The 13,063-nt window shown below is 63.9% G+C and carries 8 protein-coding genes; 5 read left to right on the top strand and 3 right to left on the bottom strand.

The annotated features are described in order from the left end of the window. Window positions 1–100: 100 nt before the first annotated feature. Together EP237_RS06060 and rarD are read left to right on the top strand one after the other, a co-directional pair. On the top strand, window positions 101–706 hold the full coding sequence (locus EP237_RS06060) for a superoxide dismutase (protein WP_127559141.1): 606 nt from the start codon (window positions 101–103) through the stop codon (window positions 704–706). Window positions 707–853: 147 nt separating this feature from the next. Beyond that, window positions 854–1,732 carry an EamA family transporter RarD gene (rarD, locus tag EP237_RS06055; RefSeq protein ID WP_127559139.1) on the top strand — a complete coding sequence of 293 codons (879 nt, stop codon included), beginning with the start codon at window positions 854–856 and terminating at the stop codon, window positions 1,730–1,732. Here the strand turns inward: rarD and EP237_RS06050 are convergent. Then, the gene (locus EP237_RS06050) at window positions 1,698–2,249 is read right to left on the bottom strand and encodes an LOG family protein (RefSeq protein ID WP_127559137.1); all 552 of its coding nucleotides are present in this window, start codon (window positions 2,247–2,249) and stop codon (window positions 1,698–1,700) included. The two genes, rarD and EP237_RS06050, sit on opposite strands and share 35 nt — an antisense overlap. A 107-nt stretch (window positions 2,250–2,356) precedes the next feature. Here EP237_RS06050 and EP237_RS06045 point away from each other — a divergent pair, with 107 nt between their 5' ends. Continuing rightward, the gene (locus tag EP237_RS06045) at window positions 2,357–4,741 is read left to right on the top strand and encodes a LysM peptidoglycan-binding domain-containing protein (RefSeq protein WP_127559135.1); all 2,385 of its coding nucleotides are present in this window, start codon (window positions 2,357–2,359) and stop codon (window positions 4,739–4,741) included. 115 nt (window positions 4,742–4,856) lie between these two features. Continuing rightward, window positions 4,857–6,698 (top strand): ABCB family ABC transporter ATP-binding protein/permease, encoded by a 1,842-nt coding sequence (locus tag EP237_RS06040; protein WP_127559133.1) that lies wholly within the window; start codon window positions 4,857–4,859, stop codon window positions 6,696–6,698. Between the two features lie 230 nt (window positions 6,699–6,928). Here EP237_RS06040 and EP237_RS06035 read toward each other — a convergent pair whose 3' ends face one another. Together EP237_RS06035 and EP237_RS06030 are read right to left on the bottom strand one after the other, a co-directional pair. After that, window positions 6,929–10,693, bottom strand: a complete 3,765-nt coding sequence (locus EP237_RS06035) for an efflux RND transporter permease subunit (RefSeq protein WP_127559131.1) — start codon at window positions 10,691–10,693, stop codon at window positions 6,929–6,931. Continuing rightward, window positions 10,690–11,991 (bottom strand): efflux RND transporter periplasmic adaptor subunit, encoded by a 1,302-nt coding sequence (locus tag EP237_RS06030; protein WP_127559129.1) that lies wholly within the window; start codon window positions 11,989–11,991, stop codon window positions 10,690–10,692. Before EP237_RS06030 ends, EP237_RS06035 begins: the two co-directional genes overlap by 4 nt. A 283-nt stretch (window positions 11,992–12,274) precedes the next feature. On the opposite strand from EP237_RS06030, the gene EP237_RS06025 reads away from it, so the two are divergent. Beyond that, window positions 12,275–13,051: a tetratricopeptide repeat protein gene (locus tag EP237_RS06025; protein ID WP_127559127.1), complete on the top strand. Its 777-nt coding sequence runs from the start codon at window positions 12,275–12,277 to the stop codon at window positions 13,049–13,051. Window positions 13,052–13,063 lie beyond the last annotated feature (12 nt).

The raw sequence follows: 13,063 nt of genomic DNA, 5'->3' as shown, positions 1-13,063 counted from the left end.
TCTGCACATGAAAAACCTGACCAAAACGCTTGACCAACCGGGGCTTGGGCCTCAGGTAAAGGGTATCTGACTTCCCACACGAACAAGAGGGGCCCTCACAATGGCTTTTGAACTTCCCGACCTTCCCTACGCCCATGACGCACTGGCCGATCTCGGTATGTCCGCTGAGACGCTGGAATATCACCACGACCTGCACCACAAGGCCTATGTCGACAACGGCAACAAGCTGATTGCCGGGACCGAGTGGGAAAACAAGTCGATGGAAGAGATCATCACCGGCACCTACAACGCCACTTCCGTTGCGCAGAACGGTATTTTCAACAACATCAGCCAGCTCTGGAACCATAACCAGTTCTGGGAAATGATGGGCCCCGGCGAAAGCGCCATGCCCGGCGAGCTGGAAGCGGCCCTGACCGAGAGCTTCGGCTCGGTCGATGAGTTCAAGTCGCAATTCGCCGCCGCAGGTGCGGGTCAGTTCGGCTCCGGCTGGTGCTGGCTGGTGAAGAATGCCGATGGCTCGCTCGCCGTCACCAAGTCTGAGAACGGCGTCAACCCGCTCTGCTTCGGGCAGACCGCGCTTCTGGGCTGCGACGTGTGGGAACATTCCTACTATATCGACTTCCGCAACAAGCGCCCGGCTTACCTGGACAACTTCCTCAACAAGCTGGTGAACTGGGAAAACGTCGCTGCACGCCTCGCCGGCTAAGCGGTTTTCGGGACAATTAGACACTTTTGAACCCGTCGGTGATCTTCACCGGCGGGTTTTTCCGTGCGTGCAGGAATACCGGTGCTGCTTGACCACATTCGGCCCTCATGAAAGGGGTAGCATAAGATCGACGGGGACAGAATGGCCATGACCGAGATGCAAAAGGGTGTTCTGGCCCTGATCCTGGCCTGCGTCATCTGGGGCCTGGCACCGATCTTCTACAGGGAGCTCTCACATGTCGCCCCGTCAGAGGTGTTGGTCCACCGTACCCTCTGGTCCTTTGTCAGCTTTGGCCTGGTCCTGGCGCTGCAAGGCCGTTTCCGAGAAATTCGGACCGGGTTTGGCGACAGGCGACAGTTGGTCATTGCCTGTTTTTCATCGCTGACCATCTCGCTCAACTGGTTCATCTTCATTTTCGCCATTGGCGCGGGCCGGGCGCTGGAGGCGTCGATCGGCTACTACATCTACCCGCTGGTCGCGGTGGTGATCGGGCTTGTGGTGCTGCGCGAGAGCCTGAGTCGTGCCCAATGGGGGGCGGTCGGGCTTGCTTCACTGGCGGTGCTGGTGCTGACGGTCGGGCTTGGTGTCGCGCCTTGGATCAGCCTCGTTCTGGCGGTCAGCTTTGCCACCTACGGGCTGCTCAAACGCTGGATCGACGCAGGCCCGGTGGTGTCCGTCGCCGTCGAAACCTTGCTGCTGACGCCCTTTGCCCTGGCGTTTCTGGCGATCTGGGGGCAGGGCGCGTTTTTCTGGGGCTGGTGGGAGGCGCTGCTGCTGGTCCTCTGCGGCCCCGTCACGGCGGTGCCGCTCATTCTGTTTTCCTACGCGGCCAAGCGCGTGCCCATGTCCTCCATGGGTCTCATCCAATACCTGAACCCGACGCTGCAATTCCTCGTGGCCTGGCTGGTCCTGCTGGAGCCGGTCTCTCACTGGCACGCTATTGCCCTGCCGATGATCTGGCTGGCGCTTGCGCTTTACAGCTGGTCGGTGCTCAGCCCTTCTGCGCGCGGTAGAGCCCGGACATGAGCGCGGGCACGTCATCCACGATTTTGTAGAAGTCCATCAGGCTGGAATCGGCAAAGCCCTGGCCGACGATATGGGCCAGAAGGTCGCTTAGCTTGTCCCAGTACCCTGCGGAATTCAGAAGGAAAATCGGCTTTGAATGCAGGCCGAGCTGGCGCCAGGTCAACACCTCGAAGAATTCATCCAGCGATCCGGCACCGCCCGGCAGCACCACGATGGCATCGGCATTCATTACCATGACCTTTTTGCGCTCATGCATGGTTTCGGTGACGATGAACGTATCCAGATCGCGTTTGCCGACCTCCATGTTCAGCAGGTGCTCGGGAATCACCCCGAATGTGCCGCCACCCGCTGCCATGGCCGCCCGCGCGACGATGCCCATCAGCCCCACATCGCCCGCGCCGTATACGAGCCGCATGCCGCCTTCCGCCAATGCCGTGCCAAGCGCCTCGGCATCCTCGGAATAGCGCGGCGACGAACCGGCACGAGAGCCACAGTAGACACAAACGGAATAGGACATGGGTTAACCTGACTTGATGGTGTTTTGACCCGTGATAGACCTGTTGCTAAGGTCATACAACTGCACCGGCATGTGGGGACGTGCCGGGGCCTGAGGGGAGAGCAGATATGGCAGCTTCGGCAGGGTCCGGACTTGGACTAGGCACGCTTGCGGCGGGGGTGGCTGTCGCCGCCGTTGTCGGCGTGGTCGGCTATCAGGTCATCTTTGCACCCGGGCCAGACCCGGTGGCGGAAGGCGTGCCCCAAGGTATTGCAGGCGACCCGGTGGCGGTGCCCGATCCCGATGTGAGCGACCCGGATGTGGAGGTCGCAGTCGAGACCCCCACAGCGGCGACCCCGGCAGAGCCTGACATCCTGCCCGACCTCATCGCCCCGCGCTTCGACCTGGTTCGCGTGGATGCCGCCGGGGGGGCGCTGATTGCCGGTCAGGCCGAAAGCAATGCGGAACTGCGCCTGCTTCTCGACGGGCAGGAAATTCACCTTGCCAGCAGCGATGCGGGCGGGGATTTCGTGGCGATGTTCGATATTCCACCGTCCGAACTGCCACGCATCCTGAGCCTTGAGATGCTGATGGAGGATGGCTCGGTTCTGGTGTCGGAGCAAAGCGTCATCATCTCGCCGACCCTGCGCCCCGTGGGGGCGGCCACCGGTGTTGAGGTTGCTGAAGCCGACGCAACCGGACCGGACGTGCCCGACGACAGTGGCATGACAGAGCTTTCCATGGCGTCAGAGCCAGACACGCCCCCGGCCAGTGGCACCACGCCTCTTGCCCCTGCCACGCCCGATCTTCCTGAACAGACCGGCGTTGCGGCTGGTGGCGAAGTCGGCACCGCACCGGTTCGCGAAAACGGCACGGAGGTCGCGGTATCAGTAGCGGATGAGATGCCAAGCGGCGGGTCCCAGGAACCTGCGGCGCTTGCGGAGGACACCGGTGACGCAGGCGAGCCGGATCTGGAAATCGCGTCCCTGGAGATTGCAGAAAGCTCGGGCGGTGGCCTGAGTCGCGGCTTGCAGCCGGGAAATGCGGCGACGGATACGGAAAATGCTGGTGACGCCGATGCCCAGTCCAGCGAGGCAGGCGCGGATGAGCCGACACAGGCGGCTGCGGGCGATGCACCGCAGGTGATCCTGGACACCGCCAATGTGCCTCAACCGGATACGGGCGACGGGGTGGGACCGGTTCAGGTGGCAACGGAGGCACCCGCGGCGGATCGTGACAGCCCAGAGATCGCAGGCGCTTCGGGTGCGGACGACCCGGCAGCCCTGGCCGATGGGACAGGGGCCCCGGTTGCCGAGGACAGCAGCCAGGAGGTCGCGACCGCCAGCCTGGAGGAAAATCCCGTCCCCGTCCCGGAGGACAGCGGCCCCTCTGCTTCATCCGAGGGCACGACGGGACTGGCCACGCCAGAGGGTGTGAGCGTTGCGGTCTCGGACACGGTTGAAGATGACACGGACCTGGCCACGACGCAGGGCACGGGCGGCTCATCTGCGGACGTGGATATGGCGGCTTCCGGTGACGCCTCTGGTACTGCGGAGGAGAACACAGCGCAGGCCGCAGCGCAGGAGTCGGGCGATTCGCCTGTTATGGACATGGACGTTGCGGACTCCTCCGCTGACTCACCCGGCGTAACGGATGGGAACACGGAACTGGCAGCCGCGCAGGAGTCGGGTGACTCGCCCGTTATGGACATGGACGTTGCGGACTCCTCCGCTGACCCACAAGGCGCAACGGATGGGAACACGGAACTGGCAGCCGCACAGGACGCGGCAGATGCTCCTGCTGCGCAAAACGGCGCGGCGGTTTCCTCTGGCGAGGCAGAGACACAACCCGCTTCGCAGCCCGATGTCGGCGTGACCGAGGATGGCTCCGGCGATTCTTCCTCCGACTCCACGCAAGTGGCGGCGGCGGACAGCTCGTCAGAGGCCCCGCAGGGCAGGCCGGTAATGGAGCCTCAGACCCCCACCGTTTTGCTGGCCGACAGTCAGGGCATCCGCGTGATCCAGTCGGGTGACGAGGCCCCGCAGGTGCAATCACAGGTGACGCTGGACACCATCGCCTATGATACGGTTGGCGACGTGGTTCTTGCGGGGCGTGGCCCGGCGGAATCGGATGTGCGCTTCTACCTCAATAACCAGCCCATCCACTTGGCCCAGATCAACCTGCAAGGCGGCTGGCGCACGGCATTGCCGCAGGTCGATCCCGGCACCTACACGCTGCGCCTGGACGAGGTCAGCGCCGATGGCGCGGTGCAAAGCCGGATCGAAACGCCCTTCCTGCGCGAAGAGCCGGAGGCCGTTGCCGCGATTACTTCGGCCTCGGGCGAGAACGTGATCACCGTGCAATGGGGTCACACTCTGTGGGGAATCGCGCAGCAGCATTTTGGCGAGGGCGTGGCTTATGTTCAGATTTACGAAGCCAACCGAGATCAGATCCGCAACCCGGACCTGATCTATCCGGGCCAGATCTTCACCCTGCCAGAGCGGACCGACTAAATCTCGCCTCGGCACATCCGCACATATCGGTCGCGCCCCGGTGATCTGGTCATTCCGGCGGGGCGGGCTTAGGTTGCGCGCAACGCTCCGCCATCTGTGACAGAAAGCCCGCTTCATGCCGCCCACCACCATGACCGACCATCCCAAGGGCTCCGAGGCCCGCCGCAGCGGTTGGCGCACCATTCGCAAGGTCGCGCCCTATCTCTGGCCCGACGCCCACCCATGGGTGAAACACCGGGTCCTGGCGGCGCTGGCGATGCTGATCCTGGGGCGGTTGATCGCGGTCTATACGCCGTTTTTCTATGCCGAGGCGGTGGATGTGCTGTCGGGGGATGCGACGCCCTCTGGCATGCTGATGATGGGGGCCGTGGGGCTGACCGTGGCCTATGGCGTGGCGCGCGCCATGGCTGTGGGCTTCCAGCAATTGCGCGATGTGGTCTTCGCAAAGGTCGGTCAGCGGGCGCTGCGGCAACTGGCGCTGGAAACCTTCGAACATATCCACGCGCTGTCCCTGCGCTATCACATCACCCGCAAGACCGGCGGCCTGTCCCGGATCATCGAACGCGGTGTGAAGGGCGTGGAATTCCTGCTGCGCTTCCTGCTGTTTTCCATCGGGCCGCTGGTGATCGAGCTTCTGCTGATTGGCGTCGTGCTCGCCGTGCTGTTCGACATCTGGTATTTCGTCGTCGTTCTGGTGACGCTGGCGATTTACATCTGGTTCACCTTCGCGGTGACCGAGTGGCGGGTGAAGATCCGCAAGGAAATGAACGATCAGGACACCGACGCCAACCAGAAGGCGATCGACAGCCTGCTGAACTTCGAGACCGTCAAGTATTTCGGCGCCGAGAAGCGCGAGGCGGAACGCTATGACAGCGCCATGGCAGGCTATGAGAGCGCGGCGCTGAAAACCGCCTATTCGCTCGGGTTCCTGAATTTCGGGCAATCGGTGATCATCACCATCGGGCTGGTCATCGTCATGGTCATGGCTGCCATCGGTGTGAACAACGGCGTGCTGACCGTGGGCGATTTTGTGATGGTCAATGCCTACATGATCCAGATCACCATGCCGCTCAATTTCCTCGGCACCGTCTACCGCGAAATCCGCCAGGCTCTGGTCGATATGGGCGAGATGTTCGACCTGTTGGAACAGCCCGCCGACGTGGTGGATGCGCCTGATGCGGGCGCGCTGAGCTGCGATAAGGGCGAGCTGATCTTCGAAGATGTACGCTTCGGCTACGAGGCGGCGCGCCCGATCCTGAAGGGCCTGTCTTTCGCCGTGCCGCCGGGCCACACGGTGGCTCTGGTCGGGCCGTCCGGGTCAGGAAAATCCACCATCGGGCGGCTTCTGTTCCGCTTCTACGACGTGGGCAGCGGCGCGATCCGCATCGACGGGCAGGATCTGCGGTCGGTGACGCAGGCGAGCCTCCATGACCATATCGGCGTGGTGCCGCAGGATACGGTGCTGTTCAACGACACGATCCGCTACAACATCGCCTATGGCCGTCCTGAGGCCAGCTTTAAAGAGATCGAGGCGGCGGCGCGGGCGGCGAAGATCCACGATTTCATCGAGAGCCTGCCGGAAGGGTATGAAACCCCCGTGGGCGAACGCGGGCTGAAACTGTCGGGCGGCGAAAAGCAGCGGGTGGGGATTGCCCGGACGCTACTGAAAGACCCGCCCATTCTGTTGCTCGATGAGGCGACCTCGGCATTGGACACGGAAACCGAACGCGAGATCCAGGAAGAGCTGAAGATGATGGGGCAAGGGCGCACGGTGATCACCATCGCGCACCGGCTGTCCACCGTGGTCGACAGCGACCAGATCATCGTTCTGGAAAGGGGCGAGATCGCCGAGCGCGGGACGCATGAGGAACTGCTGGCCCTGAATGGCCGCTATGCCTCCATGTGGGCGCGGCAGGCGGCCGAGCGCGAAGACATGGAAGAGCAGGGCGCGGCCTGAGGGCAGTTTCGCCGCGCATTGCGCGTCGACCGGAGAGCGCTGCGCCTCAAGCCCCTTCGGGGCCCTCGTTGCAGCGCGTTGCCACGGAAATGCGAGACGGGCGCTGATCTGTCCTGACCGCTGTGCAGGCGGCACGCGAGGGACGCCTCCGGCGGGAGTATTTGGGCCAAGAAGAAGGGGCAGGCGGTGCGATCCGTCTGCCCCTTGTGCTTGTGCGTTGGAAAGTCGGGTTACTCCGCCGCGCGCAGCGGTGCGTCGGTGGGGGCGTCTTCTTCCTCTTGCGGTGCGTCTTCGGCTATGGGGGCCTCTTCCGGGGCTTCGATGATGAAGACGGGCTGCGGCGGCTCTTCCCAGAGGATCTCGGGGTGGCGGGTGCGGCGGGCGGCGCGGGCCAGCGTCCAGTCCTGCGCCCGCTGGCTGACGTCGCGCGCGCCGAGGCGCCCGAGGCCGCGGGCGATCCCGCCAAGGATCGTCCAGAACCAGATCCTGAGCGCCAGAAGCGACGGGGTCAGGACCAGCGTCAGCACTGTGGCCACACCCAGGCCGAAAACCACAGCCGTAGCCAGTTGCTTCCACCAGAGCGCCGTGGGGCTGTCGACGGAATAACCGCCCGCCGCGAAGTCGAGACTGATGCCATACATCATCGGCATGAGGCCCGCCATTGTGGTGATGGTGGTCAGCAGGACGGGACGAATGCGCGCCTCTGCTGTGCGGGTGATCGCCTCCAGCTGTGGCATGTAGCGGCTGTATTCCTGATAGGTGTCGATCAGAACAATGTTGTTGTTCACCACAATCCCCGCAAGCGCGACAATCCCGGTGCCGGTCATGATGATCGAGAAGGTCTGGTCCATCACCAGCATGCCGATCAGAACGCCGACGGTGGAGAGCACCACGGCCAGAAGCACAAGGACCGAGTTGTAGACCGAGTTGAACTGCGCCAGCAGGATGATGAACATCAGGCCAAGCGCGGCCCCGAAGGCCTGCCCGAGGAAGGCCTGGCTTTCCTGTTCCTCTTCCTGGTCACCGCCCCATTCCCAGCTGACAGAAGCGGGGAGCGGGTTTTCGGTTTCCAGCCATTCGGTGATTGTGGCAATGCGTTCATTGGCATTCACCGGGGTCAGGGTCAGTGCTCCGGTCCGAACGCCTTCCTGAACGGCAAAGCTGTCTTCCGCCGCAGATGCATCTTCCAGCCAGCTTTCACCGGTTTCCGTGTCGGTCAGCATCACAAGACCGTCCAGAACATCGGCGCGCACGTTGAAAATGCGGCTCTGGTCGCGGCGGTCGATCTCGGCCAGTTGTGGCGCGGGGGTGCGGGTGACGAAATTGGACAGCGGTATCAGCCCGTCGGCGGTCCGCACGCGCAGGGTGTCGAGCGTGGACAGGACGCGCGCCTCTTCGGGGAAGCGGACGCGGATCTCGATCTCTTCGTCCGAGCTTGGCACTCGCATTGTGTCGAGCAGAATGCCCCGCGTCACCAGCTGCACCATGGCGCCCACGGTGGCCACATTGGCACCGTAGCGGCCTGCGGCTTCCACATCGACAGTGAGTTCCCAATCGACGCCGGGCAGGGGCAGGGTATCTTCCACCAGCGTCAGGGCAGGCGTGGATTCGAACCGTTCCCGGACGATGCGGGTGGCTTCCTGCAGCTCTTCCCAATTGTCCCCGGCAAGGCGCAGGTTCACCGGCTTGCCCGAGGAGGGGCCACGGGACTGGCTGAAGATCTCGGTCCGGATGCCGGGGATCTGGTCCAGGTCCTCCTGCATGCCCGCGAGGATCATGTCGCCGTCAAAGGCCGGGTCGATCACGGTGCGCGGCAGCTGGATCAGCCCGCCAAGCAGGGACACCGGTGCATCGAGGACGGGGCGTTCATCCCAGGGCAGCAGGTCGAACTGGACCTGTCCGATCGTGTCGCGGGGCTGTTCTGCGCCGCCGGTGTTGTTGTTCAGCCCGCCCTGACCGGCAAAGGCAAAGACATCGCGGACGCCTTCTGTGGCGATCACCCTCGCCTCGACCTGACGCACCAGCAGGTCCATTTCCTCGACCGAGAGGTTGCCGCGCGCCCGGACATAGACGATGCCGTTCTCGGGCTCTGATTCCACGAAGAACTCGACGCCGTTATTGTTAGCCTGAAAATAGATGAAGACGCTGACCACGAAGACCACGACCGCACCGATGGTGACCAGCGGCATCACCGGGTTGCCGACGATGGCATGGATGACCCAGCCGAACGGGCTGCGCCGATAGCCTGCGCGGATGCGCTTTTCCTGCCTGTGGATGGCGACAGAGCCGATCATGACCGACATGAGCGAGGCCGCCGCCACGAACATCACAATGCCCGGCAGCATCTGGCGGAAGGCCGAGGCCGTGGGATCGGCCGGGACCAGCCCGCCGGGGCTGATGGTTTCCAGCGCCGCAAGGAACATCAGGTAGCCAGCGCCCGCAGTCAGCAGCGCCCGAACCGGCCACCACGGGATCAGCGCCTTGACCACCTTGGTGCCGTTGTCGATCAGCCGCGAATAGCGGGCGGCGACACCGCCCAGAACCGGCAGGTAGATCAGCGCCACGATCAGCGAGGCGGACAGCACGAAGATCAGCGTCACGGGCAGCATGCCCATGAATTCCCCGGGCACACCGGGCCAGAACAGCATCGGCAGGAAGGCACAAAGCGTGGTGGCGGTCGAACTGACGATCGGCCAGAACATCCGCTTGGCCGCATCCGTATAGGCCTGCATGGGGCGCGCGCCCTCTGCCAGGCGTTTGTCGGCATATTCCACGACCACGATGGCCCCATCGACCAGCATCCCAACGGCGAGGATCAGGCCGAACATGACGATGTTGGAGATTGTCACGCCCATGATGCCGAGGAAGATGAAGCACAGCAGGAAGGAGGTGGGGATCGCGAAACCGACCAGCAGCGCCGAGCGCGTGCCAAGCGCAGCCAGAACCACGATCATCACCAGCGCGATGGCCGTAAGGACCGATCCTTCCAACTGGCTGACCATGCCCTGAACGGTCACGGATTGGTCCAGCGTCGCGGTCACGCTCACTGACTGGCGCAGCTCTTCGGGCCATTCGGCCTGCGCGGCCTCGATCTCTGCCCGGACCAGCGCGGCGGTGTCCATGATGTTGAAGCCGAGCCGCTTCACGACCTGCAATGCGATGGCGTTTTCGCCGTTGAATCGGGCAGTGCCTTCGCGGTCTTCATAGGTCAGGCGGATCTCGGCCAGGTCGCCGAGGGTCACCACCCGGTCCCCGTTCACCTTGATGGGCAGGTTGTAGATGTCCTCGGTCGTGTCGAAGCTGGAGGGGATCGAAACGGAAATCGCCCCGCTGGCCGTCGAGACTTCGCCCGCTGCAATCAGCTGGTTGTTGTTCACGACCGCGTCGATCAATTCGCGCGCGGTGACGTTGTAGGCCTCCAGCGCCAGCGGGTCGATGACGACCTCGACCATCTCGTCCCGACCCCCGGCAAGCCCGGCCTCAAGGATGGGCGGCAGGGCCTCGAGCCGATCCTGAAGCTCCTGCGCCAGTCGCAGCAATGTGCGTTCCGGGGCCTCGCCAGACAGGGCCACGATGATGATCGGGAATTCGGAGAAGTTGATTTCGTTGATGGAATAGCTTTCAGCCCCGTCCGGGAACTGCGCCTCGGCAGCATCCATCGCTTCACGGACTTCGGCAATGGTGGCGTCCTTGTCCCAGCCGAACTCGAACTCCAGGAAGATCCCGGCATAGCCCTCGGCCGCCGTGGCCGAGATGGTCTGCAACCCGTCGAGATCCTGAAACTCGGCCTCCATCGGGCGGACGAGCAGGCGTTCGCTGTCTTCCGCCGAGATGCCGGGGAAGGGGACCGAGACGAACAGGCCCGGAATGTCGATATCGGGCTCGCCCTCTTTCGGCAGGCCGATATAGGCTGCGGTGCCCACGACCACGGACAGGACCACGAAGGCCACGACCATCCGGGCGCGGGAGGCGGCCCAGTCCACCATTCCCATCATTGCGAGAGCTCCTGGTAGTGGGGCTGCACCGGCACGCCATCGGTCACGAATTCCTGGCCCACCACGATCACATCCGCCGTCTCCGGCAACCCGGCCACAAGCACGCCGTTCATCGTGTCGCGCAGATAGGTGACCGGTGCGAAGCGGGCTGTGTTGGTCTCATCCACGATGCGCAACCCGAGCAGACCTTCGTCATTCAGGGTCAAGGCGGAGGAGGGCAGCAGATGCGCCATCTGTCCGGAAGACGCGATCAGGATATCTGCGGTCTGCCCGTCGCTGATGGAGAGATCGGTGTTGTCCACCGTGATTTCGACCCGGAAGGTCCGCGTCTGTGGATCGGCGGAGCGGCTGAGAAAGGTGACCGTGCCGGCGACTTGCTGACCGGCAGCAAGGCGTGCGCCTGCGCTTGCGCCCACGGTAACCCGGCTGACCTCGGCCTCTGGCACGAACCCGACCAGCTTGATCGGATCGAGCTGGATGACCGTGGCACAGAGCGATCCCGGCTGCATGAGCGACCCAAGTTCAGCGGTGTCGCTTTCCAGAAGGCCCTCGAACGGGGCGTAGATCCGAAGGTTGTCGATCTCCTGCTCGGCACGCAGCACGGCGGCCTCGGCAGCGCTGATGCCGCTTTGGGCGGCCTGAATGGCGGCCTGAGCCGCTTGAACTCCGGCGGAGGCGGATTCGATTCCGGCCTCGGCGGCGCTGACCGTGGCACTGGCCGATGCGGCGCGGGTTTCCGAGGCAAAGCCGCTTTCACTAAGCCGGCTGGCGGCGTTCGAGTCGATTTCGGCGGCGATCAGGCTGGCTTGTGCTTCTGCCACGCGGGCCCGTGCGGCGGGCAATTGCGCCTCGGCCTCGGGCAGGCGGGCCTGCGCCTCCAACAAGCGTGCCTCGGCCTCGGCCAGAGCGGCTTCGCGGGTGCCGGGATCTATCTGGCACAGAAGCTGGCCTTCCTCCACGAAGGCCCCGGCGCGGATCGGGTCAGAGATGATGCGGCCAGACGTTTCGGCCCGCACTTCGACCTGACGGGCGGCTTCCGTGCGGCCCCGAAGCAGAACCGCCGAGTCGACCTCTTCCGCGACCGAGCGGCGCACAACAACGGATACGGTGCCTTCTGGCAGGGCCTCGGCGGTCTCCTCTTGCGCAATCTCGGCGACCGGAGCGGCATCTTCGGCCACTGGTTCCTCAGTTGAGGCACGAAACCCGTTGGCAAATTCCACCAAACGCTCGCGTTCCATCACCACGCCGTAAATCACCGCGCATACGAGGACTGCCGTTATAATCGAAAATATGCGCATCATTCGCCTCTTTAAGCGGGCCCGTTTCCGTCGGCCCTACATCTGAGCCTTTGGTCCCTGTTTCAACCCGCTATTACGCTGAACCAGTCCGTTTAGTTTACTTTTTGTGGAATCTGGCTGCAAGACTGAACTGACCAGTTCACTTTTTTGCGTTCCCCTCCGGATTTCCGGGGCTTGGACCGCCCCAGACGGCTGGTGAGACTTGTTCCCGGGGCGCTTCTCGCGTTAAGAGGCGGTAACAAGTGACACGCGGGCCGGGAACGGCCCAGATATTGGGGCGAACATGGCCAATACCGACAGTTTCATCGAAGAGGTCAACGAAGAGCTTCGCCGTGACCGGCTGTTCCGTCTGTTCCGGAAATGGGGCTGGATCCCGATTCTTGTAGTGATTGCGATTGTCGCGGCCGCCGCCTGGCGGGAATACTCGCTTGCGCAGGAGCGTGCGGCCTCCGAGGCGTTCGGGGACGCGCTGATTGCCGCCTTGGATAATGACGACGCAGACGCGCGTCAGGTGGCCCTGTCCGAGATCACCCCCACTAGCGAGAACGCCCAGGTGCTTCTGGCAATGCTTCTGGCCGGGGAACAGGCCAATGGCGAAAGCGCCGAAGAGGCTGCCGCCAGCTTGCGCAGCATCGCCGTGGATACCGGCCTGCCGGAGCGTTATCGCGACCTCGCCTTGCTCAAGGCCCATATGCTGGCCCCGCAGGACTTTGCCACCGCGATGGCCGAACTTGACCAGCTGGCCCGACCGGGCCGCCCCTATCGCCCGCTGGCGATGGAACAGCAGGCGCTGCTGCATGTCAGCAATGGCGATCCTGAGGCCGCAATCGCGCTGTTGCGCCTGTTGGAGGAAGACAGCGAAGCCACGCCGGGCTTGCAACAGCGCGCGTCTCAGTTGATTGTGGCATTGGAATCCGGCGCTGCCCTGCAGGATCCGGCCCCGGTGGAAGACACCGCGACCGACGGGTCAGAGACAGCGACCGAAGACGAAGCCGGTGCCGAGGCTCCGGCAGACGAGGGGGAAGAATCCCCGGCAGCAGAAAGCGCCCCCGAGCAATAAGGGGGCAGGATG

It is taken from the genome of Nioella ostreopsis (assembly GCF_004000255.1).
Taxonomy (GTDB): domain Bacteria; phylum Pseudomonadota; class Alphaproteobacteria; order Rhodobacterales; family Rhodobacteraceae; genus Nioella; species Nioella ostreopsis.
This window is presented reverse-complemented; position numbering and strand designations above follow the sequence as displayed.

What these genes read in the sequence shown, in the direction of transcription:
- EP237_RS06040 (WP_127559133.1), top strand. Translation starts at nt 4,857, where the DNA reads ATGCCGCCCACCACCATGACCGACCATCCCAAGGGCTCCGAGGCCCGC.
- EP237_RS06045 (WP_127559135.1), top strand. Translation starts at nt 2,357, where the DNA reads ATGGCAGCTTCGGCAGGGTCCGGACTTGGACTAGGCACGCTTGCGGCG.
- rarD (WP_127559139.1), top strand. Translation starts at nt 854, where the DNA reads ATGACCGAGATGCAAAAGGGTGTTCTGGCCCTGATCCTGGCCTGCGTC.
- EP237_RS06025 (WP_127559127.1), top strand. Translation starts at nt 12,275, where the DNA reads ATGGCCAATACCGACAGTTTCATCGAAGAGGTCAACGAAGAGCTTCGC.
- EP237_RS06050 (WP_127559137.1), bottom strand. Translation starts at nt 2,249, where the DNA reads ATGTCCTATTCCGTTTGTGTCTACTGTGGCTCTCGTGCCGGTTCGTCG.
- EP237_RS06030 (WP_127559129.1), bottom strand. Translation starts at nt 11,991, where the DNA reads ATGCGCATATTTTCGATTATAACGGCAGTCCTCGTATGCGCGGTGATT.
- EP237_RS06060 (WP_127559141.1), top strand. Translation starts at nt 101, where the DNA reads ATGGCTTTTGAACTTCCCGACCTTCCCTACGCCCATGACGCACTGGCC.
- EP237_RS06035 (WP_127559131.1), bottom strand. Translation starts at nt 10,693, where the DNA reads ATGATGGGAATGGTGGACTGGGCCGCCTCCCGCGCCCGGATGGTCGTG.